The sequence below is a fragment of the uncultured Thiohalocapsa sp. genome (assembly GCF_913063425.1).
Classification (GTDB): domain Bacteria; phylum Pseudomonadota; class Gammaproteobacteria; order Chromatiales; family Chromatiaceae; genus Thiohalocapsa.
The window spans coordinates 1-21,787 of sequence record NZ_CAJXYK010000058.1 but is presented as its reverse complement, the minus strand read 5'-3'; the positions used below and the strand labels follow the sequence as shown (position 1 = coordinate 21,787).

22 protein-coding genes and 1 tRNA gene are annotated in these 21,787 nt (G+C 69.6%); 11 read left to right on the top strand and 12 right to left on the bottom strand.

Features of this window, described 5'->3' with window-relative positions; all coding sequences use genetic code 11:
* Window positions 1-19 precede the first annotated feature (19 nt).
* The 7 genes from QZ607_RS22445 to QZ607_RS22415 all read left to right on the top strand — a co-directional run bounded on the left by QZ607_RS22445 (window position 20) and on the right by QZ607_RS22415 (window position 4,663).
* On the top strand, window positions 20-1,018 hold the full coding sequence (locus QZ607_RS22445; RefSeq protein ID WP_295887509.1) for a serine/threonine protein kinase: 999 nt from the start codon (window positions 20-22) through the stop codon (window positions 1,016-1,018).
* 35 nt (window positions 1,019-1,053) lie between these two features.
* Window positions 1,054-1,500: a YchJ family metal-binding protein gene (locus QZ607_RS22440; protein WP_295887503.1), complete on the top strand. Its 447-nt coding sequence runs from the start codon at window positions 1,054-1,056 to the stop codon at window positions 1,498-1,500.
* Window positions 1,501-1,530: 30 nt separating this feature from the next.
* Entirely contained in the window at window positions 1,531-2,385 is an 855-nt protein-coding gene (locus QZ607_RS22435; RefSeq protein ID WP_295887498.1) for an alpha/beta hydrolase, read from the top strand.
* Window positions 2,382-3,491, top strand: coding sequence for an alpha/beta fold hydrolase (locus tag QZ607_RS22430; RefSeq protein ID WP_295887495.1), 1,110 nt, complete (start codon window positions 2,382-2,384; stop codon window positions 3,489-3,491). The genes QZ607_RS22435 and QZ607_RS22430 overlap by 4 nt, the downstream gene beginning before the upstream one ends.
* A 101-nt stretch (window positions 3,492-3,592) precedes the next feature.
* Window positions 3,593-3,928: a DUF4342 domain-containing protein gene (locus tag QZ607_RS22425; RefSeq protein WP_295887491.1), complete on the top strand. Its 336-nt coding sequence runs from the start codon at window positions 3,593-3,595 to the stop codon at window positions 3,926-3,928.
* Between the two features lie 82 nt (window positions 3,929-4,010).
* The gene (locus QZ607_RS22420) at window positions 4,011-4,235 is read left to right on the top strand and encodes a hypothetical protein (RefSeq protein ID WP_295887485.1); all 225 of its coding nucleotides are present in this window, start codon (window positions 4,011-4,013) and stop codon (window positions 4,233-4,235) included.
* Window positions 4,236-4,444: 209 nt separating this feature from the next.
* Window positions 4,445-4,663 (top strand): hypothetical protein, encoded by a 219-nt coding sequence (locus QZ607_RS22415; RefSeq protein ID WP_295887480.1) that lies wholly within the window; start codon window positions 4,445-4,447, stop codon window positions 4,661-4,663.
* 52 nt (window positions 4,664-4,715) lie between these two features.
* Here QZ607_RS22415 and QZ607_RS22410 read toward each other — a convergent pair whose 3' ends face one another.
* The 8 genes from QZ607_RS22410 to QZ607_RS22375 form a co-directional block, all read right to left on the bottom strand.
* Entirely contained in the window at window positions 4,716-5,201 is a 486-nt protein-coding gene (locus QZ607_RS22410; protein ID WP_295887477.1) for a cyclic nucleotide-binding domain-containing protein, read from the bottom strand.
* A gap of 183 nt (window positions 5,202-5,384) precedes the next feature.
* A complete protein-coding gene (sbcB, locus tag QZ607_RS22405) occupies window positions 5,385-6,851 on the bottom strand; it encodes an exodeoxyribonuclease I (protein ID WP_295887472.1) in 1,467 nt (488 codons plus the stop codon).
* Window positions 6,852-6,977: 126 nt separating this feature from the next.
* The gene (rplS, locus tag QZ607_RS22400) at window positions 6,978-7,340 is read right to left on the bottom strand and encodes a 50S ribosomal protein L19 (protein WP_295887467.1); all 363 of its coding nucleotides are present in this window, start codon (window positions 7,338-7,340) and stop codon (window positions 6,978-6,980) included.
* Between the two features lie 5 nt (window positions 7,341-7,345).
* On the bottom strand, window positions 7,346-8,140 hold the full coding sequence (gene trmD / locus QZ607_RS22395) for a tRNA (guanosine(37)-N1)-methyltransferase TrmD (RefSeq protein WP_295887463.1): 795 nt from the start codon (window positions 8,138-8,140) through the stop codon (window positions 7,346-7,348).
* A gap of 48 nt (window positions 8,141-8,188) precedes the next feature.
* The gene (gene rimM, locus QZ607_RS22390; protein ID WP_295887458.1) at window positions 8,189-8,707 is read right to left on the bottom strand and encodes a ribosome maturation factor RimM; all 519 of its coding nucleotides are present in this window, start codon (window positions 8,705-8,707) and stop codon (window positions 8,189-8,191) included.
* Window positions 8,708-8,791: 84 nt separating this feature from the next.
* Window positions 8,792-9,061 (bottom strand): 30S ribosomal protein S16, encoded by a 270-nt coding sequence (gene rpsP / locus QZ607_RS22385; RefSeq protein ID WP_295887453.1) that lies wholly within the window; start codon window positions 9,059-9,061, stop codon window positions 8,792-8,794.
* Between the two features lie 279 nt (window positions 9,062-9,340).
* Window positions 9,341-10,288 carry an alpha-E domain-containing protein gene (locus QZ607_RS22380; RefSeq protein WP_295887450.1) on the bottom strand — a complete coding sequence of 316 codons (948 nt, stop codon included), beginning with the start codon at window positions 10,286-10,288 and terminating at the stop codon, window positions 9,341-9,343.
* Between the two features lie 38 nt (window positions 10,289-10,326).
* On the bottom strand, window positions 10,327-11,787 hold the full coding sequence (locus QZ607_RS22375; RefSeq protein ID WP_295887541.1) for a circularly permuted type 2 ATP-grasp protein: 1,461 nt from the start codon (window positions 11,785-11,787) through the stop codon (window positions 10,327-10,329).
* Window positions 11,788-13,061: 1,274 nt separating this feature from the next.
* On the opposite strand from QZ607_RS22375, the gene QZ607_RS22370 reads away from it, so the two are divergent.
* Complete coding sequence (locus tag QZ607_RS22370) at window positions 13,062-13,370, top strand: PEP-CTERM sorting domain-containing protein (RefSeq protein ID WP_295887444.1); 309 nt, start codon at window positions 13,062-13,064, stop codon at window positions 13,368-13,370.
* 568 nt (window positions 13,371-13,938) lie between these two features.
* Here the strand turns inward: QZ607_RS22370 and QZ607_RS22365 are convergent.
* From QZ607_RS22365 to xseA, 3 genes are all read right to left on the bottom strand, one after another.
* Window positions 13,939-14,559, bottom strand: coding sequence for a hypothetical protein (locus QZ607_RS22365; protein WP_295887439.1), 621 nt, complete (start codon window positions 14,557-14,559; stop codon window positions 13,939-13,941).
* Between the two features lie 361 nt (window positions 14,560-14,920).
* A complete protein-coding gene (locus QZ607_RS22360; RefSeq protein WP_295887433.1) occupies window positions 14,921-15,586 on the bottom strand; it encodes a response regulator transcription factor in 666 nt (221 codons plus the stop codon).
* A 393-nt stretch (window positions 15,587-15,979) separates the two neighbouring features.
* Window positions 15,980-17,389, bottom strand: coding sequence for an exodeoxyribonuclease VII large subunit (xseA, locus tag QZ607_RS22355; protein ID WP_295887430.1), 1,410 nt, complete (start codon window positions 17,387-17,389; stop codon window positions 15,980-15,982).
* A 227-nt stretch (window positions 17,390-17,616) separates the two neighbouring features.
* Here xseA and guaB point away from each other — a divergent pair, with 227 nt between their 5' ends.
* From guaB to tadA, 3 genes are all read left to right on the top strand, one after another.
* On the top strand, window positions 17,617-19,083 hold the full coding sequence (guaB, locus tag QZ607_RS22350) for an IMP dehydrogenase (RefSeq protein WP_295887427.1): 1,467 nt from the start codon (window positions 17,617-17,619) through the stop codon (window positions 19,081-19,083).
* 149 nt (window positions 19,084-19,232) lie between these two features.
* Complete coding sequence (gene guaA / locus QZ607_RS22345) at window positions 19,233-20,813, top strand: glutamine-hydrolyzing GMP synthase (RefSeq protein WP_295887424.1); 1,581 nt, start codon at window positions 19,233-19,235, stop codon at window positions 20,811-20,813.
* 113 nt (window positions 20,814-20,926) lie between these two features.
* On the top strand, window positions 20,927-21,406 hold the full coding sequence (gene tadA, locus QZ607_RS22340) for a tRNA adenosine(34) deaminase TadA (protein ID WP_295887421.1): 480 nt from the start codon (window positions 20,927-20,929) through the stop codon (window positions 21,404-21,406).
* Window positions 21,407-21,603: 197 nt separating this feature from the next.
* Here the strand turns inward: tadA and QZ607_RS22335 are convergent.
* Window positions 21,604-21,679 (bottom strand) — tRNA-Lys (locus QZ607_RS22335).
* Between the last annotated feature and the right edge of the window lie 108 nt (window positions 21,680-21,787).

The window sequence follows — 21,787 nt, the reverse complement described above, 5'->3', positions numbered from 1 at the left end:
CAGCGACGCCGGCCCCGCCATGACCGCCACCGAGCCAAACCCCAAGCCCTATGCGGACCTGACGCCGGACCGCGTGCTGGACGCCGTGGAGTCCCTGGGCTTCGCCGTGGACGGGCGCCTGCTTGCGCTGAACAGCTACGAGAACCGCGTCTACCAGGTGGGGCTCGAGGATGCCCCGCCGCTCATCGCCAAGTTCTACCGGGCCGGGCGCTGGGCGGATGCGCAGATCCTGGAGGAGCATGCCTTCGCGCAGGCCCTGGCGGACACCGAGATCCCGGTGGTGCCGCCGTTGCGGCAAGACGGGCAAAGCCTGTTTCGGCATGAGGACCTGCGCTTCTCCCTGTCGCCCCGGCGCGGCGGTCGCGCACCGGAGCTGGACGACCCAGACGTCCTGCGCCGTTTGGGGCGGCTGCTCGGGCGCCTGCACAACGTCGGCGCCGCCGCCCCCTTCCTGCACCGCCCGGCGCTGACCATCCGGGGCTTCGGCGAGGAGGCCGGGGCCTATCTGCTGGACGCGGGCTGGGTGCCGGCGGAGCTCGAGCCCGCCTATCGCTCGGTGCTGGACCAGGCCCTGGGCGAGGTGCGGGCCTGCTTCGCGCGGGCGGGCGAGGTCGCCTCGCTGCGCCTGCACGGCGATTGTCACCGCGGCAACATCCTCTGGACCGACGCCGGTGCGCACTTCGTGGACCTGGACGACGCGCGCATGGGGCCCGCCGTGCAGGACCTGTGGATGCTGCTCGCGGGCGAGCGCGAGGAGATGAGCCTCCAGCTCGGTGCCGTGCTCGCGGGCTATCGGGAGTGGCGCGACTTCGACCCGCGTGAGCTGCACCTGCTGGAGGCCCTGCGCACCCTGCGTCAAATCCATTACGCCGCCTGGATCGCCCGACGCTGGGAGGACCCGGCCTTCCCCGCCGCCTTCCCCTGGTTCGATGAGCCGCGCTTCTGGCAGGATCAGGTGCTCGCACTGCGCGAGCAGATCGCCGCGATGCAGGAGGGGCCTCTGCCGCTCCCCGACTGACGCACCTGCGCGCGGGCAAGCAAATGCCGACCACCATGTCACCCGAGGCCCACACGCCCTGCCCCTGCGGCGCCCACCGCACCTTCGGCGCCTGCTGCGGACCCATTATCGAAGGCGCCCCAGCGCCCACCGCGGAGGCGCTGATGCGCTCGCGCTTCACGGCGCACGTGCTGGGCGATGCAGGCCATCTGACGCGCAGCTGCTGCCCGGGCGGGGCTGCTGCGATGGACAACACGCAGACGCCGCTGGATGGGGACATCCGCTGGCTCGACCTCCGCGTCCTGCGCACCGAGGGCGGCGGCGCCGCCGACAGCGAGGGCGTGGTGGAGTTCGTCGCCCGCTTCAAGCGCCACGGCCGCGCCGGTCGGCTGCACGAGGTGAGCCGCTTCCGTCGGCTGGGGCCCGGCTGGTGCTACCTGGACGGTGCGCCCGGTCCGGCGCTGGAGCCGTCTGCGCCGCGTCGGCGCCGTCGCCGGGGCTGACCGTCGCCGCCCGCCGGTCCCGTCTCATCCATGCGCATGCTCCTGAGCCTGCTGTCCATCGGCGCCCAGCTGGCAGCCGCCCTGCTGGTGCTGGGGCTCCTGGTGTGGCTGCTGCAGCCGAAGCTGCTGTTCCGACCCTTCCCGGAGATGGTCGGGGACCCCTCGCACTGGGGCATGACCTACTCGGATGTTCAGCTCACCACCGACGACGGCGTGCGCCTGCACGGCTGGCTCCTGCCCGCACAGCCCCCCTTCGCCGAGCGGCGGCGCGCGCGCCTGCACACCCTGCTCTTCCTGCACGGCAACGCCGGCAATGTGTCCCATCGGGGCGCCTCGCTGGAGATCTTCGCCGCACTCGGGCTCGACGTGCTCATCATCGACTACCGCGGCTACGGGCAGAGCGAGGGCAAGCCCAGCGAGATCGGGCTCTACCGGGATGCGGACGCCGCCTGGCGCTGGCTCACGGAGACCCGCGGCATCGCGCCGGCGGACATCGTCATCTTCGGGCGCTCACTCGGCGGCGCCGTGGCCACGGCGCTGGCGGCGCGGGTACAGCCGGGGGCGCTCATCGTGGAGTCCAGCTTCACGGACCTGACCGCCATGGCCAAGCTGCACTATCCGCTCCTCACCCGCCTGGTGCCTTTGCGCTACCGCTTCCCGTCCGCCGAGCACCTGCCGCAGGTACGCGCACCGGTGCTGGTGCTGCACAGCCCGGACGACGGCGTGGTGCCCTATGCGCACGGCCGCGCCCTCTATGCCGCCGCCAGGGAGCCGAAGCGCTTCGTGGACCTGGTGGGTGGGCACAACGAAGGCTTCCTGGAGGCCCAGCCCCACTACCAGCAGGCGCTGGCCGAGTTCCTCGACTGGCGCCCCGAACGGCCGTGACGAAGTCTCGACTCCCACACTTCGGACCACCCGCGCGCAGCACGCTGGCGGCCGGGATCACCGCCCTGACGCTGGTTGGTCTGCCGGGCTGCACCGGGCCCCGCCTGGTGCCGACCCCAGCGCCGCTGCTGGAGCCGGCGCTCGCCGCCGACCACGTGCGCATGCCGGACGGCTTCCGCCTGCCGCTGCGCACCTGGGGCAGGACCACGGACCAGCCGGCGCGCCGGGCGTCGGGACGCGCGCGCGAGCAAGCAGGGGCTGCGCGAGCCCCGGCGTCTGACACCATTGTCCTCGCGCTGCACGGCTTCAACGACTACGCCAACGCCTTCGCGGCCCTTGCCCGGCGGCTGGCGGCCGAGGGCATGGTGGTCCATGCGGTGGATCAGCGCGGCTTCGGCGCCGGGCTACTCGCCGGGCGCTGGCATGGCAGCGAGCGCCTGACGGCCGATCTGCGCGCGCTCATCGCGGCGCTGCGCGCCCGCCACCCAGGGGCAAGGCTGGTGGTGGTCGGCGAGAGCATGGGGGCGGCCGTGGTGCTCGCGGCCTTGGCCGACGGACCGCTCGACGCAGATGCGCTCGTGCTCATCGCACCCGCGGTCTGGGACCGCGACAGCATGCCCTGGCATCAGCGCCTGGTGCTGGACACGGCGGTGCGCCTGGCGCCCGGCAAGGTCCTCACCGGGGAGGGGGTGCCCATCCACCCATCGGACAACATTGACATGCTGCGCGACATGGGCGCGGACCCACTGGTCCTGAAGGGCGCGCGGGTGGATGCCCTCTGGGGCGTGACAAACCTGATGGACCGCGCCCTCGCCGGTATTGCCCAGCTGGAGGGACCGGTGCTGCTGCTCTACGGCGAGCGCGACCGGATCATCCCCCGCACCGCCTTCTGCCGCATGCTCGAGCGGCTGCCCGCGGACCCGGACGGCCTGCGCGTGGCGCTCTACAGGCATGGCTGGCACATGCTGCCGCGGGATCTGCAGGGCGCCCGGGTGCGCCACGACATCGCCGAGTGGATCCGCAATCCGGCGGCACCGCTGCCGTCGGGGGAAGCCGTGGCGCCCGCCGCGGACCGCCTGGCCGACTTCTGCCGCGACCAGCGCTGAGCAGGCCAGCGCTGAGCAGGATGGTCGCCGAGGCGTCCGGGTCTCGGTTATAGTGGCCCGCTTTCCGCAGCGATCCGGGCAGGCTACCGGGGCCGAACGCCATGAGCAAAGGCAAACGCACCATCACCGAGCGCTTCACCGTCGCCGGCGGCGAGCTGGTTGACTTCGTCAAGAAGCTCATCGCCGACGGCAATGTCCGGCGGCTCGTCATCCGCCGTCCGAGCGGCGAGGCACTCATCGAGATCCCGCTCACCGCCGGCGTCGCCGTCGGCGGCGCGCTGACATTGCTCGCGCCCGTCATCGCCGCCGTCGGCGCCATCGCCGCACTGCTGGCGAAGTTCGAGGTGGACGTGGAGCGCGTCGACGAGCCGCCCGGCTATCTGGAAGACGGCGAGGACCGCCGCTGGGACCGCCTCGAAGACGACGAGCAGCGCTGACGCGCGCCGGCCCGGCCGTCCAGCCCGCCATCAAACCAACCCCCGTCAACCCAACCTCTGAGTGAGAAGAAGCAGCACGAACATGGAGCACGTCAAGAAAACCGATACCCACCGCATCTACAAGAAGCGCTCCGGGCGCCACGCGGTGAAGGACATGAAGACCAAGCGATGGGTCAACGGCGACGACAAGGCCGCCATCCTGCTTGCCGAAGGGCTCATCGAGCCGCCGAAGCAGAAGGCGCCCGAGCCTGAGCCCACAGCCGAAGCAGAGGCCGGCAATGCAGACGCCGAGCAGCCCGCCGAGTGAGCGGACTCTCGCCCTGATCCCTTGATCTGCATCGACTGCATCATCGGCACTCGTGCGCGTCGTGCAAACATCGGGTAACATCCCTGCTCGTATAAGGGTTAACACCTACTGCGCGAGGGGTGTGCTCCGGGGATGCGCAGCAGGCCGTTGCCGCTGCGCATCAGCGTACCCGAAGGACACCGCCAGATACCCGATGAGGACCCCGAAGGATGCAGACAACACAGATGCTCGCCGTCGCCGCGCTGGTGCTGGCGCCGGCCGCGGCCACCGCCGGCTACCTAGAAGACTGGGACACGGACCCGCCCGGCAGCAATCTCGCCTTTGACAACTTCTCCGCCACAGCGGCACCGGCACCACCCACGCTGCTGCTGCTCGCCGCCGGTCTCCTCGTCCACCACCTGGGCGCTCGGCCGCGACGCACGCGCTGACGCGCACACCAGCACTGCCGGCGGCGACGCCGGCAGCGCGCACCGGCTCGTGTCAAAACAGCGCGTGGGTGCGATAGACGTACTTGGTCAGCTCCACATATTGCGCGTTCATGCGCCGCAGGATGTCCTGGCTCACCTGCACGATGTTCTGCATGACCCGGTAGACCAGCCAGGGGTCCTGCTCCACCAGCCCCTTGAAGGCATCGCGCTCGACGCTGCAGATCTGCGAGCGTCCGAGCGAGCGCAGGGTCGCCGTGTGCGGGCGCCCGCTGATGAAGCCCATCTCGCCGGCAAGATCGCCGGTGCGAAGCGCATGGATGGTGGTGTACTCGCCCTTGCCCATGTCCCGCGTCACGGCAATGCCGCCCTCCGCGAGGATGTGCAGGCTGTTGTCGACCTTACCCTCGTCGATCAGCACCTCGCCGTCCTCGAGCCGACGGCAATAGGCGATGCCCGCGAGGGCGCGGACCTGGTTGTCGGTGAGGCCCGCCGTCAGCGGCGAGCTGCGCAGATAGGGAAAGTCTGTCTCGGCATTCATGGATAGATGCTCCGGAAAGCTGGCCGGAGCCCGACCCTACACCGAAACCCCCATTCCGTGCAGCCGAATTTGCCCGCCCCGTGCACGGGCAGCCGACCTGCGGGCGGCGCCATGATCGATCCGCACGCAGGCCGCAGGCGATGCGGGCACTGCCGGCCGACGCTTGATCGGGGCGCGATCTGCTCAGGGCGCGGCATCCATGATCTGCTCGCCCCAGGCGCTTAGCTCGTCCAACACGCGAACACGGGCGGGATCATCGGCCAGCGTGGGACGCAGCTCTGCGATGCGTGCGTCGAACGCATCGATGGTGACGGAGGCGCCCTGCTCGGGGTCGGTGAGGCGCTCGAAGCGCCAGGCGTCCCAGTCCTCGCGCTCGGCGTCGGTGAGGGTTTCGGGCCAGCTGCGCGCGCGCATGCGAAACAGCAGCGTCGGCAGGCGTGGGTCCTGAAAGCGGGGGTGCTCCGCGGCGAGGGCCTGCGGGGACAGCGCGTGCAGCCGCTCCATGAGGCGCATGTCACCGTCGGCGAAGAACCCGCCGCCGTAGAGCATGCGCTCCGGGTCCCGGGGCGCGGTGTCCGGCTCGCGCCGATGGACCTCGCGGACCTTGGCCGCGATCTCGGCGGCATGCCCCTGGACCACCGCGGCATGCCTACGGACCCGGTCGAGATCGATCTGCCAGCGCTCGGCGGCGTCCGCGCCCAGGGTCTTGATGGGTGCCAGCATGGGCACCGCGTTGGTCTTGAGACCCTTCAGGGGAATGCGCTCGACACCCTCCGGCAGGTCATCGCCGGCGGTGAAGACCCGGGCGTGGATCTCTGCTGCGGACAGGTCGAGCAGCACGCGCGGGTCGGCGCGCAGGTCGAAGCACCAGCGCTGCTTGGGATTGTCGTCGGCGGTGGCCACCACGGCCACGGGCGCGATGCAGCCCGCGGCCGCCGGGTAGCGTTGGGAGACGTGCAGCAGCGGCTCGCCGCGGGCGATGAGGTCTTCGACGGTGCGGCGCACGCGCAGGCCGAGCGCATAGCCGAAGAGCCGCGGCTGAGCCGCCTTCAGCAGGCGCGCCATGGCGATGGTGGCCCGCACGTCCGCCAGCGCGTCATGGGCACCGGCGTGGGGGATATCGTTGGCGGCGGTGAGATCTTCCAGCTTGAAGGAGGTCACGCCGGGCTCGCGCTCCGGCCATTGGATGCCGTCCGGGCGCAGCGCATGCGCCAGGCGCAATGCGTCGATGAGGTCCCAGCGGGAGTTGCCGTTGCGGTGGGTGTGGGCGTAGGGGGGCAGCAGGTTGCGGTAGAAGAGGTAGCGGGTGACCTCGTCGTCGAAGCGCAGGCTGTTGTAGCCGACGCCGCAGGTGCCCGGCGCGGCGAGCTCGCGCTGGATGGCGCGGGCGAAGTCCGCCTCGGGCAGCCCGTCGCGGACGGCACGCTGGGGCGTGATGCCGGTGACGAGGCAGGCGTCCGGCTGCGGCAGCAGGTCGTCCGCGGGCCGGGCGAAGAGCACGAGCGGCTCGCCCACCTCGTTCAGGTCGCCATCCGTGCGCAGCCCGGCGAACTGGCACGGCCGGTCAAGCGCCGGGGTGCTGCCCCAGGTCTCGTAGTCGTGCCAGTAGAAGCTGGCCGGTGAGGCCTGATTAGGCTGGGGCGGCGCCATCACCAAAGCGGTGGAATCAGGGCCGCAGGCGCAGGCCGAGGGCGACGGCGGCGGGCTGGGCGACGCGCTGGACGACGGGCTGGGCGGCACGCCACCGCTGCATCTGCACCAACACCTGGGGCGCCATCAGCCGTTCGCGCTGGGCCCGACCTTCTCCTTGATGCGCGCCGCCTTGCCGGTGCGCCCGCGCAGGTAGTAGAGCTTGGCGCGGCGTACGTCTCCGCGGCGCTTGACCTTGATCTCCGCCACCGCCGGGCTGTAGGTCTGGAAGACGCGCTCCACACCCTCGCCATGGGAGATCTTGCGCACCGTGAACGCGGAGTTGAGGCCGCGGTTGCGCTTGGCGATGCAGACGCCCTCGAAGGCCTGAAGCCGCTCGCGGTTGCCCTCCGTGACCTTGACCTGCACCACCAGGGTGTCGCCGGGCGCAAAGTCCGGCACGGACTTGCCCATCTGCTCTTTTTCGATCTCTTCGATAATGTTGCTCATGCTCGCTATGGCTCCTGTTCCGCAGCCTGTTCTGCAGCCTGTTCTGCGTCGGGGCCGACGCGGCCCCGCATGAATTCGTCCAGCAATGCCCGCTCCTCGGCGCTCAAGCCCCGTGCCCGCAGCAGGTCCGGCCGCCGCGCCCAGGTCCGCCCGAGGGCCTGTTGTCGGCGCCAGCGCTCGATGGCGGCGTGATCGCCGCTCAGCAGCACCGCCGGTACACCCTGCCCGTCGATGACCTCCGGGCGCGTGTAGTGCGGGCAGTCCAGCAGGCCGTCGCCGTGGGAGTCCTGTGCCGCGGAGTCCGCGTGCCCGAGCGCCCCCGGCAACAGCCGGATCACCGCGTCCATCACGACCATGGCCGCCAGCTCGCCGCCGCTCAGCACATAGTCGCCGATGGACCATTCCTCATCCACGCGCGCCTCGATGAGGCGCTCGTCGACACCCTCGTACCGGCCCGCCAGCAGCACCCAGCCCGGCTCGGCGGCGATGCGGCGCATGTCCACTTGGGTCAGCCGCCGCCCCTGCGGACTCAGATACGCCACCCGGCTTGCGCAGCCCGCCGCGGTGGCCGCTGCCTGCGCCGCATCGATGGCCGCCCGCAGGGGCTCCACCTTCATGACCATGCCGGGGCCGCCGCCGTAGGGCCGGTCATCCACCGTGCGCTGTGCATCCGCGGCGAAGTCCCGCGGATTCCAGGTGACCAGCTCTGCAACGCCCCGGCGCAGCGCCCGGGCGACGACGCCCTCCGCGCTCAGAATCCGAAACTGTTCCGGGAACAGGGTGATGACATCGAAACGCATGTCGCGTGCGCTCCCGCAGCGCTTCAGCGCCACCTGATCCGGACCGGCTCAGAAAGCGGGGTCCCAGTCCACCAGGATCCGGCCGCGCTCGAAATCGATGTCTTTGACCACCTCGTCCCAGACGAAGGGCAGCAGCCGTTCCCGCTCGCCCGCCACCACCATGACGTCGTTGGCGCCCGTGGGGAGCAGATGACTCACCTGCCCCAAATCGGCACCCGCTGTGGTTTCCACCCGGAGCCCCTCCAGGTCCACCCAGTAAAGCTCGTCCGGTTGCGGCGGCGGCAGCTGGCTGCGCCGCACGGCAACGGCAAGTCCGGTCAGGGCCGCCGCGGCGTCGCGGTCGTCGCAGCCGGCCAGCCTCGCAATCAGGACCTTGCCGTGGCGATGGCCTTCGACGACGCGCATTTCGGTGTCACCCACCAGCCAGGGCTGGTAAGCGAAGATGTTCTCCGGTGGCTCGGTGTCGGAGAACACCCGCACCCAGCCGCGCACGCCGTGTGGGGCACCGATGCGGCCGAGCTGGATGCGTCGGCGCCCGTTCGGCGTGGTCGCTGGATGCTGCGCCACCAGGGCGTCGCGGGCCGTCGGAGCCGGTACTCAGCGGCGCGCCATCGCGCCGACTCAATCGTTCACAGCCTCACGCCTTCAGCCTCAGGCCTCCAGCGGCGATGCCTCGGCCTGCTTGGCGGCCTCTTTGATCAGGGCTGCGACCCGCTCGGTGGGCTGGGCGCCGCGGCTGAGCCAATGCTCCACGCGGGCGCGGTCCAGGCGCAGGCGCTCCGCGCCGCCCTTGGCGCAGGGGTCGAAGAACCCGAGACGCTCGATGCTGCGGCCGTCGCGCGCGCGGCGAATGTCGGCCACGACGATCTGGTAGAACGGCCGCTTCTTGGCGCCGCCGCGGGAAAGACGAATCTTGACCATCTCTTTGGTTTCCGTTTGATCAGCCTGTTCGACCTGCACTCAGCGACCGGGCGGCGGAGAACGCCTTTGCCGCAGCCCGTTGGCGCCATGCCGGTGGGTGTGCCTGCTGCGTCGCGCACAGGCCAACCGCGCGCGGCGCAGGAAAACCCACAATGATACACGAACAACAGAAAACGGAAAGTGAAATTACAGCAAGTGCAGAGCCGCGCCAGGGAACGCGGCTGCCGACAGCGCTGCCTGGCGCGCCGCCCGTGCGGGTCGGCACGCGCCCGGCGCGGATCAGGCGGCGGCGTCCATGGCCAGCGGCGGCGGGAACCAGGTGGCCGCGATCTCGCCGTGCAGCGCGGCGATGCCGAGCTGCACGTCATCGACGAACTGATGCAGCTCCGCCTGGCTCAGGGCCGGCAGGTCGGTTCCATCCAGCAGGCGCGCAGTGCGCCCCACCTCGCGCAGGGATGCCTCATTGCGTGGCAGGCGCTCCAGGCCGATGCGGGCGTGCTCGATGCACCACCGCACCGAGCGCGGGAAGCTCGGATGCTTGAAAATGAACCGCAGCACCGGCCCGCGCTGCACGCGGATCTGCTCGCTGCGCCGATACATCTGGTAGGCGGTCATGGACTTGAGCACGCTCACCCATTGAATGTTGTCGTAGGGACGCCCCTCGTCCGCCGCCGGCAGCAGATTCGCGGACTGCACGTCGGCGATGCGCGTGGTCATGTCCGCCCGCTCCAGGTAGCGCCCCAGGCGCAGGAATTCGAAGCCCTGGTCATGCAGCATGGTGCCGTCCAGCAGGCCCGCCAGCGTCTGGCAGCGCAGCACCAGCTCGCGCAAGTAGGCGTGCCGCCCGGTCTTGGCCAGGCCCTTTTGCAGCTCGCCGGCGGCGAACAGGTGCAGGCCGTTGATCTGCTCCCAGAACTCCCGGGGCACGATGTCGCGGATGGTGCGGCAGTTCTCCCGCGCCGCGGCGAGTGCGGTGACGATGGACCCGGCGTGGCGCTCGTCGCCCAGCAAAAAGCGCACCACCTGGCGCTCGCCGTAGTCCTTGTAGTGCTCCTCGAACAGCGCATTGGCACCGGTGATGTCCACCAGGGGCCGCCAGCCCGGCGCCACGCCCTTGGGCAGATCCAGCAGCAGGTTGGCGTTGACGGTGACGATGCGGGCGGTGTCCTCGGCGCGCTCGACATAGCGGGCGAGCCAGTAGAGATTCTCGGCGACACGGGAGAGCATGGGCGGGTTTCCTGCTGATCTGGGGCCGGTGCGGGACCTTACCCTTGGGCTTGCGACTGGGTTTGCGCCTGCGCCTGCGCCTCGACCTGCGACTGCTCACCGGCCCCCTCGGGGATGATCCAGGTGTCCTTGCTGCCGCCGCCTTGAGACGAGTTGACCACCAGCGAGCCCTTGCGCAGGGCCACGCGGGTGAGCCCCCCCATGGTCACGCTCTGGCGGTCAGCGGACAGAATGAACGGGCGCAGATCCACGTGCCGCGGCTCCAGCGCCCGCTTGACGATGGTCGGCACCGTGGAGATGCCGAGCGTCGGCTGGGCGATGTAATTGCGCGGGTCCTTTTTCACCAGCTGCACGAATTTGCTGCGCTCCGCCTGGGTCGCGGCCGGCCCGACGATCATGCCGTAGCCGCCGGATTCGTTGGCGGGCTTCACCACCAGCTCCGCGATGTGCTCGACGACATAATCGAGCGCCTCCGGCTCCATGCAGCGGTAGGTGGGCACGTTCGGGATGATCGGCTCCTGGTCCAGATAGTACTTGATGATCTCGGGCACGAAGGCGTAGACCACCTTGTCGTCGGCCACACCGGCGCCGGGGGCGTTCGCCAGCGCCACGTTGCCCGCCTTCCAGGCCCGCAGCAGACCCGGCACGCCCAGGATCGAGTCGGGGTGGAAGGCCTCCGGGTCCAGGAACAGATCATCGATGCGCCGGTAGATGACGTCGACCCGCGCGGGGCCGTCCACGGTGCGCATCCAGCAGCAGTCGTCGTCGGCCACGAAGAGGTCCCGCCCCTCCACCAGCTCCGCGCCCATCTGCTGCGCCAGATAGGCGTGCTCGAAATAGGCGGAGTTGTAGATGCCGGGCGTGAGCACCACGACTTCCGGATACTCCGCCGGCCGCGGCGAGAGCGCCGCCAGGGTGTCGAAGAGCTGGCTCGGGTAGTCGTCCACCGGCAGCGGCGCGTAGTGCTCGAAGAGCTCCGGCAGCACCCGCTTGGTCACCAGCCGGTTCTCCAGCATGTAGGACACGCCGGAGGGCACCCGCAGGTTGTCCTCCAGCACATAGATGGTCCCGTCGCGGTCGCGCACGAGGTCCGAGCCGCAGATGTGCGCCCAGATGCCGAGCGGCGGGTCCACGCCCACACACTGGGGTCGGAAGTTGACCGATTTCTCCAGCACCGACTTCGGGAAGACCTTGTCCGCGACGATGCGCTGATCGTGGTACAGGTCGTCGATGAACAGGTTCAGCGCCTGCACGCGCTGCTTGAGGCCCGCCTCCACGCGGCGCCATTCGGGCTCCGGGATCACCCGTGGGATGACGTCGAAGGGCCAGGTGCGGTCGATCATGCCGCCCTCCTCCGAGTACACCGTGAAGGTGATGCCCATCTCCTTGATGGACGCCTCCGCCGCCTGCTGGCGGGCGGCGAGCTCGCCCGGCCCGAGGGCGTCCAGGTCCGCCGCGAGCGCCTCGCAACCGCTCCGGGGCGCGCCCGGGCCCTGCATCAGCTCGTCGTAGAAGCCCTCGCAAGCGTAGTCGTCCCAAGTGCCCTGTGCGCTCACGCGTCCCCCCGTCTCGATGTGGAATCCGGTCAACCCGCAGGCGGCAGACACCACCCGGCGGCGGCGCCGGAAACACCCGGCCCAGCGCATTGTGCCGCCGCACGCAGCCGCGCTCAAACGCCTGCATCGAAGCGCCTGGCCAAGGGCCGATGGCAGTGGCAGGCATTATCCCTCACGGCGATTGCGGATTATCAAGGCCCCAGGTCGCAGGCGGGGCTAAGGTAGTCCCCGGAACCATCCACTCCTCCTTTCGCCGCCCCGGGTTGCCGGGGCGGCGTTTCTTTTTTGGCTGCACAGCCGCACCACCCCGGGAAGCCTCCTGCGCACCCGTCGTCACCGTGGCCAAGCGCCACGCAACCTGCCTGGCGCGGGCACCGCCGCCGCCAGCCCCCGAGCTTCACGCCAAGCACTGGCCCCGGTATGTGGTAAGGGAATCTCCCACCACCGACTCGCAGATGCTGCCGCTGCGGTCCCTGAGCCGGCGCCCCCGCAGCGCGCCTGCAGCGCCCCACGCTTCTACTATTTTGCTCTATTCTACAGTAGTTTAAAGAATACACGCCGGCGACCGCGGACACCCGGCAGCAGCAGGTCAGCGGCGGGGACGACCTGACCCGTCACTGCCGCCAAGCCAGCCCGCAGACGATCCTCGACTTACACCTGATCGGGAGATGCCCTACAATACTGGGAAGCAGCACCGAAGCAGAATAACGAGTCAGGACCAGACCCGGTCCGATCCCAATGCATCCACAGCAAGGGCATCCAACGATGACCAGACGCACGAGCAGATTGACACTCGCCGTGACCGCGGCGCTCGCGAGCTTGGGCGTCGGTGGCGCGCATGCCGCGCCTCAGCCCTACGCCGACTTCGACGCGTTCCAGGCCGATCTCGCCGCCGCCGGTCTCTCATCCGTTGTCCATGACTTCGATGACGCCGCCGCGGGGAGGGGACCAACCTCGACGGCGCCACGGTCGATGGCATCACATTCTCGAGCTTCAGCATCTATCTCGGCTACGATCTGATCGTCAGTCAGAGCTTCCCCAGCGGCAACACCAGGAGCACACCGAACGCCGTCGGCACGACCAATGGCACCAACGCCGAGAAGTTCACCAACGGCGACGGCTTCACGATCAGTTTCCCGAGCACCTTCGCGATCGGTCTGTGGTTCCTGACGCCTTACCCTGAGGACACTATCTTTGCGGGAGACTTCAGCGTCACGGTGAATGGCACGACAGCCTCCAACGGCGAAGCTGTCCCGCCCGAGAACAAGTTCAATGGCGGCTCGAACGGCAGCGCCGACGGCGGCGTCGATGGCTATTTCGTGGGGTTGATCGACAGCATCGCGTTCGACGAGGCGGTGGTGTCCAGTTACTTCGATTCCGTGCTGGCCCCCCGCGGCGCCTTCCAGTTTCGCGTGGATGACCTCTACACAGCGCAGGCGCCTGTTCCCCCCAGTCTCGCCTTGCTGGCGCTGGGGGCCGGCTTACTGGGTCTGCGACATCAGCGCAGCAGGCGCGCGCCCGTTTAAGCCCCAAATCTCCAGGCCCCACGATCTCCACCAGCGGACACCGCCAACCGCCGCAACACACCGCCACGCACCCGCTGCCGTCGGATGACAAGCCCACGACAGCGGGTGCGGCTGTTTTTCAGGCACCACAGCCCGGGTCCACCACGGCCCGCCTTGGCTGCGTAAGCCCACTGCCCTCAGCAACACCGAGCCCGCGGTGGCAGGCATGGCGGCGACACTCGCTGTCCAGACCGCCTCGCTCCTCGCCGATACAGCAGCTGCTTAGGCAGTCTGCCGCGGCCCGACCAGGAGCCAGGCAGTGCGCCCGGTACGCAAGCTCAAGGACGAAGACGGTGGAGCGGCAGGCTCGGCCCCGTCGGGCCGTCGGTTCTGCGGTCGCTGGGCGCCCGGCCACGACGGGGACAGCGCCGAGGCTCCGACAGCACCGCAACTGCCACCGATGGCCAGCGCTGGTGTGCGGCGACGTCAGTCGTACCGGTACAAAAAAACGCCCGCGAGGGCGCTTGTTCTTCAATCGGTGCTGTCCGCGGCGCCGGCAGTGCCGGCGCAGCAGCTCGCTCGCGTGGCCCTAGTCGGCGTTCTGGGAATAGAAATCACAGGCGTCCACGGCGTTCTGCCAGGTCACCATCAGCAGGCTGTGATAGTACCAGGGCGACGCATCGACATCGGGGTCCATCGGCTGATAGTCGCCCAGGATATTCATGATGTCCTCGGCGGCTGCGGCAGCCTGCGCAATCGAGTCGAAGCCGAGCTCACGGCGAGACGGGCGGTACTCGGGCGCTTGCAGCTGCAAGGCGTTCTTGACGGCATTGATACGGTCCGCGACGTTCGCGAAACCCACGCGGCGCAGGCTTGCCGGCGGTGCGGCTTCCTCGGCGATGGTGCAGGCCCGCAGAATCATTGTCTCGCGGGCGGTCATGGCTTCTGTCGCCATGATGTAGGTGTTGTAGTCCGTGCTGTCGGCGCTCGCGTTGGTGACCGCAGGAAACTGAAGATCCAGCTCCAGGGAAAGCATCCCGGAATACAGCGACTCGGGCATGGCCGAGGCAGTGGCGGCGAAGCCGATGCTCTGCGTGCGCGATTCGACCCATGCGATGTCCCCAGCCAGCGCTTCGAGGTCCGCCGCCGTCATCGCGTGCGCAGGCGCAGTCAAGCCCACGGACATCGCCATCGCGGCGCCGGCGGTCAAGAGGCGGCTCAGGGTGTTCGTCAGCTTGGTCATCTCGGCTCGCTCCAGGCTCGTCTTTCGCTGTGTTCGCGGGCCGGCAGCACTCACTGCCGGCGTCGATCTGTTGCTGCTTATACTGGCGGACGATGGCGCGAGCGCCTACGGAAGGCTGGCGTAATCCCCGATAAGTGGGACACGAAAGAGCCTCTAGGAAAGCATCCTAGGGGGCCGGCCAGGCTTCAGGATTTGCACGCGGAATCAGGGAGATGAGGCGATGGAACGGCCGGCTTGCGGCATCCGGTGCGCGACCTGAGAGCGGCTTGCGCACGGCCTCGGCGTGGCCCGGGCCGGACGCCGGGATTGCGAGGGGTGGGCGCCGGCGCTACAGACTACCGCCGCGGTCGTCCGAGCGCCGGCCGGGAATCAGACTATGCTCGAAGGCATAGGAGGTGAGCGCCCGATTGTCCGCAAGGCCCGTCTTGCGCAGGATGTTGGAGCGATGGACGTGAACCGTCTTGGGGCTGATGCTGAGGGTCTCGCCGATGTCGGCGACGCTGTTGCCGAGGGCGATGAGGCGGAAGATCTCGAACTCGCGGTCGGTGAGCAGCTCGTGCGGGACCCGGTCCGAGTCGTTCACCATGCGGTCGGCCAGCTGCTCGGCGAGGAGCGGGCTCACGTAGCGACGCCCGGCCAGCACCCGGCTCAGGGCCTCGGCCAGTGTCTGTGCCGATGCGCTCTTGTGCAGGAAGCCCGCCGCGCCGGTGCGCAGTGCGCGCAGGCCGTAGGGCGATTCCGGCATGGCGGTGAAGACGAGCACCGGCAGATCCGGATGGGTCTTGACCAGACGGCTCAGGAAGCTGATACCGCCGGCATCCGACAGCCCGATGTCGATCATCGCCGCGTCCCAGGTACCGGTGCGCAGCCTGGTAATGGCCTCAGGTGCCGAGCCGACGCCATCCACCTCGACGATCAGGCCTGCGGTCTGCACCGCATGCTCGATCCCCGCCCGCATCACGGGTTGTTCGTCTACCACTAGGAGCTTCTGCACGCGGCCCTCGCTTGCGTTCGTATCGTCACCGGGCAGCCCGGTGCCCCGCCCTGCATGGGCAGGATGCCGCATGCCGGTGCGGGCGGGCGCGGCACCCGCCCACACCGGTCATGCAGGATCATCGGCGCTCGGCGTTCGCAGCAGCATGCCCGCGGCACACAGCGGCGCGGGCTGCCACAGGTGACAAAGCCCGAGTGCTGCGGCTGCAGGTGTCCGGCCGCGGCTTTGCAAGCCCGGGCGGCCGGAGCGGCTGCGCAACACCGACAAAGCGACTTGGAATACTACCCCGAGCAGACCACCCCGAGAAGTCGCCTGCTTTTGGCGACGCATGCTGGCACGGGCCCTGCGCGCAATACCGCGCCCTGCGTCCCAGTTGGCGCAACAGCCCAGTCGTCAGCTGTCTCCGGCCCCCGGCGCGTCGGCGTCGCCGGCGGATGCCTCGATTACCGTCGCACGCAACGCACCCCGGCGCAGGCGCACACCGATGGCATCGCCGTTGGACACCTCGCCCGCCGAGCGCACCACGGCGGCATCGGACTCCCGGGTGACGATGGCGTAACCGCGCTGAAGCACCGCCAGCGGGCTCAGCGCATCCAGCCGACCGCCCAGGTTGGCCAGGCGTTGGCGTCGGCGCATCAGCCCGCCGTCCACGACGGCCGCCAGCCGCGCGGACAGCGCGCTCAGGCGCAGCCGACGCTCGCGTAAACGCCGCTGTGGCGCTCCGGCACGCAGGGCCGCGTGCCGGCGTTGCAGCATTGCGCGGCGCCGCTCGAGGCTGCGCTGCATGGCAAGCTCCAGGCGGTGGCGCAGGCGGTCCAGCGTCTGCGCGTGCTGCTCCAGCCGCGTCAGTGGATGCCGCAGCCGCAGCCGCCGCGCCAGGGCCGCGAGGCGCTGCGCCGCGGCGCTGCGCCGGGCCTCGTGCCGCACGCGCAGGCGCCGGCCCCAGGACAGGAGACGCTGCGAGAGATCCGCGGCGGCCGGCACCGCGATCTCTGCCGCAGCGGACGGCGTCGGGGCGCGCCGGTCGGCCGCCAGATCCGCAAGGCTGAGGTCGATCTCGTGGCCGATGCCCGTCAGCACCGGGATCTGGGAGGCCCGCACGGCATGGGCCAGCGCCTCGTCGTTGAAGGCCATCAGGTCCTCCAGCGAGCCGCCGCCGCGCGCCAGAATCAGAATATCGCACTCACCGCGGCGATTCGCCAGCGCCAGCGCCGCACAGATGGCGGCCGCGGCGCCCTCCCCCTGCACCGGCACCGGATAGATGAGCACCGGCACCAGCGGCAGACGCCGTGCCAGCACCGTGAGCAGGTCATGCACCGCGGCGCCGTTGGGGGAGGTGATGAGGCCGATCTGCGCCGGCAGCGTCGGCAATGGGCGCTTCTTGGCCTCGTCGAACAGCCCCAGCGCCGCGAGCCGGCGCTTGCGCCGCTCCAGCTCCGCGCGCAGGGCGCCCTCGCCGGCGGGCTCCATGTGCTCCACGCGGAGCTGAAACTCGCCACGGGCCTCGTACAGCGTGAGGCGCGCCCGCAGCAGCACCTGCTGGCCGTTGGCGGGCCGGAACTGCAGGTACCGGCGGCGCTGGCGGAACAGCGCGCAGCGCACCTGCGCGCCGGCGTCCTTGAGCGTGAAATAGCAGTGCCCGGAGGGCGGCTCGGCCAGGTTCGAGATCTCCCCCTGCACCCACAGCATGGGCAGTGAGCCCTCCAGAATGGCGCGCGCCTCGGCGTTGAGGCGCGAGACGGTCCAGATATCGCGTTGGAAATCGACGATCTGCTCGGCGTGGGCAGCGGAGGACATGCGCATGGCGGTCGGTTGCAGCGCCCGGATGTACCGGGCTGAGTGGAGATGCGGCGCCTCACCGGCGGCGCTTCGGCCGGGCGCCCGGCACCCGAGCGCCGGGCATGGGGGGCGCCCGGCATGGGGGCGCCCGGCTTGGAGGCGCCGCCGCGGGTTTCAGTTTACCGCGTTGCGTTGAATTTCTATCATAAGAGGTTAACTCATCGGCACCCGACCCCCGCCGGAGACCTGCCATGCGCCTGCTCGGTGAAGCCCTCACGTTCGACGATGTCCTGCTCGTGCCCGCCCACTCGCAGGTGGTGCCGAGCGAGGTGGATCTGGCCACACAACTGACCCGCGGCATCGCGCTCAAGATCCCGCTGCTGTCCGCGGCCATGGACACGGTCACCGAGGCCAGACTCGCCATTGCGCTGGCGCTGGAGGGTGGCATCGGCATCGTGCACAAGAACATGTCCATCGAGCGCCAGGCCCGCGAGATCCAGACGGTCAAGCGCTACGAGAGCGGCATCATCCGCGACCCCATAACCGTGGACTCGCAGATGAGCATCGGCGAGGTGCTGGCCATCACCCGCGCCCACAACATTTCCGGCGTGCCGGTCACCGAGGGCGGCCACCTTGCCGGCATCGTCACCGGCCGGGATCTGCGCTTCGAGACCCGCATGGACGCCCCGGTGTCGGCCATCATGACGCCGCGGGAGCGGCTGGTGACCGTGAAAGAAGACGCCACCCGCGAGGAGATCCTGGGCCTGCTGCACAAGCACCGCATCGAGAAGGTGCTGGTTGTGAACGACGCCTTCGAGCTGCGCGGGCTCATCACCGTCAAAGACATCCAGAAGGCGGCCGATTTTCCCAAAGCCTCCCGCGATGACCGCGAGCGCCTGCGCGTGGGTGCCGCCGTCTCTGTCGGCAGTGGCACCGAAGAGCGTGCCACCGCACTGGTGGAGGCGGGCGTGGACGTGCTGGTGGTGGACACGGCGCACGGCCACTCCCAGGGCGTGCTGGACCGCATCCGCTGGATCAAGGAGCACTTCCCGGACGTGCAGGTCATCGGCGGCAACATCGCCACCGGTGACGCCGCCCGGGCGCTTGCCGAGGCCGGCGCCGACGCCGTCAAGGTCGGCATCGGCCCCGGCTCCATCTGCACCACCCGCATCGTCGCCGGCGTCGGCGTGCCGCAGATCACCGCGGTGGCCAATGTGCACGAGGCCCTGGCCGGCACCGACGTGCCCCTCATCGCCGACGGCGGCCTGCGCTACTCCGGCGACGTGGCCAAGGTCATCGCCGCCGGCGCCAACAGCGTCATGATCGGGAGCCTGTTCGCAGGCACCGACGAGGCCCCGGGCGAGGTGGAGATCTACCAGGGGCGCTCCTACAAGTCCTATCGCGGCATGGGCTCGCTGGGCGCCATGGGGAGCAAGGAAGGCTCCAGCGACCGCTACTTCCAGGAGCAGACCGAGCCCGGCAAGCTGGTGCCCGAGGGCATCGAGGGCCGGGTACCGTACAAGGGCAGCGTGCTCAACGTCATCACCCAGCTCATCGGCGGGCTCGCCTCCAGCATGGGCTACACCGGCTGCCGCACCATCGAGGAGATGCGCACCAAGCCGCAGTTCGTGCGTGTGAGCGCCGCCGGCATGCGGGAGTCCCACGTGCACGACGTGCAGATCACCAAGGAAGCGCCGAACTATCGGATCGATAATTGAGTGAAGAAGGGCGGAGGGCGGAGGTCGATCGCCCGGGCGCACGGGGCAGCCCCCAGCCCTCAGCCCCCAGCCCCCAGCCCTCAGCCCTCAGCCCTCAAAAAAGCTTTGCCGACCGGTAGCTGCGGTCACCCATTCAAGTGCCTCCCCTCATGGCCCCGACAGATATTCATGCCGACCGCATCCTGATCCTGGACTTCGGCTCCCAGTACACCCAGCTCATCGCCCGGCGGGTGCGCGAGGCCGGCGTCTACTGCGAGCTGCACCCCTGGGACATGCACGCGGATGCCATCCGCGCCTTCGCCCCCAGCGGCATCATCCTCTCCGGCGGACACCAATCCGTACATGTCGCCGAGACGCCGCGGGCCGACCCGCTGGTGTTCGACCTGGGCGTACCGGTGCTCGGCATCTGCTATGGGCTTCAGACCATGGCCGCGCAGCTCGGCGGCAGCGTCGCCGCTGCACTGGAGCGGGAATACGGCTATGCCCAGGTGCGCGCCCGCGGCCACTCCCGCCTGCTCCGCGACATCGAGGACCACACCACGCCCGAGGGCTACGGCCTGCTGGATGTCTGGATGAGCCACGCCGACCGGGTGGAATCCCTGCCGCCCGGCTTCAGCGTCATCGCGGAGTCCGCCAATGCGCCGCTGGCCGGCATCGCCGACGAGTCCCGCGGCTTCTACGGCGTGCAGTTCCACCCCGAGGTCACCCACACCCACCAGGGCCGGCGCATCATCGCCCGCTTCTGCCACGAGATCTGCGGCTGCGGCAATCTCTGGACGCCGTCCAACATCATCGACGACGCCATCGCCGCCGTGCGCGAGCAGGTGGGGCGCGATCATGTGCTGCTTGGGCTTTCGGGCGGTGTCGACTCCTCCGTCGTGGCCGCGCTGCTGCACCGGGCCATCGGCGAGCAGCTCACCTGCGTCTTCGTGGACAACGGGCTGCTGCGCCTCGGCGAGGGCGATCAGGTCATGGCCACCTTCGCCCGCCACATGGGGGTGCGGGTCATCCGTGTGGACGCGGAAGGCCAGTTCCTCGAGCGCCTCGCCGGCGTCGAAGACCCGGAACAGAAGCGCAAGCTCATCGGCAACACCTTCATCGAGGTGTTCGACGCCGAAGCCGCCAAGCTTCAGGGCGTCAAATGGCTGGCCCAGGGCACCATCTATCCGGATGTCATCGAGTCCGCAGGCGCCAAGACCGGTAAGGCCAAGGTCATCAAGTCCCATCACAACGTCGGCGGCCTGCCGGAGCAGATGCGTCTCGGGCTGGTGGAGCCCCTGCGCGAGCTGTTCAAGGACGAGGTGCGCAAGCTCGGGCTGGAGCTCGGCCTGCCGGCGGAGATGGTCCAGCGCCACCCCTTTCCGGGGCCCGGCCTCGGTGTGCGCATCCTGGGCGCGGTGCAGAAGGACTATGCCGACACCCTGCGCCGGGCCGATCACATCTTCATCGAGGAGCTGCGCGCCGCGGACCTGTATGACCAGGTCTCCCAGGCCTTCGCGGTCTTCCTGCCGGTGCGCTCTGTGGGCGTCGTCGGCGACAACCGCCAGTACGCCCACGTCATCGCACTCAGGGCCGTGGAGACCGTGGACTTCATGACCGCCCGCTGGGCCCACCTCCCCTACGATTTCCTGGACCACGTGAGCCGGCGCATCGTCAACGAGGTGGACGGCGTCTCGCGCGTCGTCTACGACATCACCGGCAAACCCCCCGGCACCATCGAGTGGGAGTGAGGGGCGCGCTTGGCCATCCGATGCCGATGTCCCGCGCTGATGGGCCTTTCACTGGTGATTGGTTTCGCGCAACGCCGCAACGACGCGCCGATGATCAGACCGCTGGCGCGTGCATGACGGCCGCCGCCGAGCAGGACCGGGCCTGGATGCAGCACGCGCTGGCCCTCGCGGCGCAGGCCGCGGCGGAAGGCGAGGTGCCGGTGGGCGCCGTCGTGGTGCGCGATGGCGAGCTGCTGGGCGAGGGCTGGAACCGACCCATCGCCGCCCACGACCCCACGGCGCACGCAGAAATCCAGGCCCTGCGCGCAGCGGCCGCCCGGATCGGCAACTACCGCCTCACCGGCGCCGAGCTCTACGTCACCCTGGAGCCCTGCCCCATGTGCGCAGGCGCCATCGTGCATGCACGCATCGCCCGGGTCGTCTACGGCGCCGCGGACCCCAAAGGCGGCGCCTGCGGCAGCGTCTTCGACCTGCTCCCCTCGGACGCGCGCTTCAACCATCGCACCGCCTGCGAGGGCGGCGTGCTGGCGGCGGAGTGCGGCGCCCTATTGCGCGACTTCTTCGCCGCCCGCCGCCGCGGCAGCACAGGCTAGCCCGCCCCTGCGTAAGCAAGCCATGTCCGTAGAAGACATCGACGACCTGCGCGACGCCTTGGCGGCTCTTGACGAGCCTGCGGAGCCTGGGGAGTCCGTCAGGCCTAACTGGGCCTGAAGGGACCTCCGCTGTCCGGTGAGTGTCCGGCGGGCAAAAGAAAAAGGGGCTACGGTTCCCCGTAACCCCTTGATCTAACTGGTGGGCCGTCTAGGATTCGAACCTAGGACCAATGGATTAAGAGTCCACTGCTCTACCAGCTGAGCTAACGGCCCTTGTTTGGGTCGGCGCTGGTGGGCGCCGGTTTTGTTTGGGGCGAACGATGGGGCTCGAACCCACGACCACCTAGGCCACAACCAGGTGCTCTACCAACTGAGCTACGT

Coding starts and splice junctions, on each gene's coding strand:
- QZ607_RS22445 (WP_295887509.1), top strand. CDS start 20: ATGACCGCCACCGAGCCAAACCCCAAGCCCTATGCGGACCTGACGCCG.
- QZ607_RS22415 (WP_295887480.1), top strand. CDS start 4,445: ATGCAGACAACACAGATGCTCGCCGTCGCCGCGCTGGTGCTGGCGCCG.
- rplS (WP_295887467.1), bottom strand. CDS start 7,340: ATGAGCAACATTATCGAAGAGATCGAAAAAGAGCAGATGGGCAAGTCC.
- tadA (WP_295887421.1), top strand. CDS start 20,927: ATGACGGCCGCCGCCGAGCAGGACCGGGCCTGGATGCAGCACGCGCTG.
- QZ607_RS22425 (WP_295887491.1), top strand. CDS start 3,593: ATGAGCAAAGGCAAACGCACCATCACCGAGCGCTTCACCGTCGCCGGC.
- QZ607_RS22420 (WP_295887485.1), top strand. CDS start 4,011: ATGGAGCACGTCAAGAAAACCGATACCCACCGCATCTACAAGAAGCGC.
- sbcB (WP_295887472.1), bottom strand. CDS start 6,851: ATGGCGCCGCCCCAGCCTAATCAGGCCTCACCGGCCAGCTTCTACTGG.
- guaB (WP_295887427.1), top strand. CDS start 17,617: ATGCGCCTGCTCGGTGAAGCCCTCACGTTCGACGATGTCCTGCTCGTG.
- xseA (WP_295887430.1), bottom strand. CDS start 17,389: ATGCGCATGTCCTCCGCTGCCCACGCCGAGCAGATCGTCGATTTCCAA.
- rpsP (WP_295887453.1), bottom strand. CDS start 9,061: ATGGTCAAGATTCGTCTTTCCCGCGGCGGCGCCAAGAAGCGGCCGTTC.
- QZ607_RS22380 (WP_295887450.1), bottom strand. CDS start 10,288: ATGCTCTCCCGTGTCGCCGAGAATCTCTACTGGCTCGCCCGCTATGTC.
- QZ607_RS22410 (WP_295887477.1), bottom strand. CDS start 5,201: ATGAATGCCGAGACAGACTTTCCCTATCTGCGCAGCTCGCCGCTGACG.
- trmD (WP_295887463.1), bottom strand. CDS start 8,140: ATGCGTTTCGATGTCATCACCCTGTTCCCGGAACAGTTTCGGATTCTG.
- QZ607_RS22375 (WP_295887541.1), bottom strand. CDS start 11,787: ATGCAGGGCCCGGGCGCGCCCCGGAGCGGTTGCGAGGCGCTCGCGGCG.
- guaA (WP_295887424.1), top strand. CDS start 19,233: ATGGCCCCGACAGATATTCATGCCGACCGCATCCTGATCCTGGACTTC.
- QZ607_RS22440 (WP_295887503.1), top strand. CDS start 1,054: ATGTCACCCGAGGCCCACACGCCCTGCCCCTGCGGCGCCCACCGCACC.
- QZ607_RS22435 (WP_295887498.1), top strand. CDS start 1,531: ATGCGCATGCTCCTGAGCCTGCTGTCCATCGGCGCCCAGCTGGCAGCC.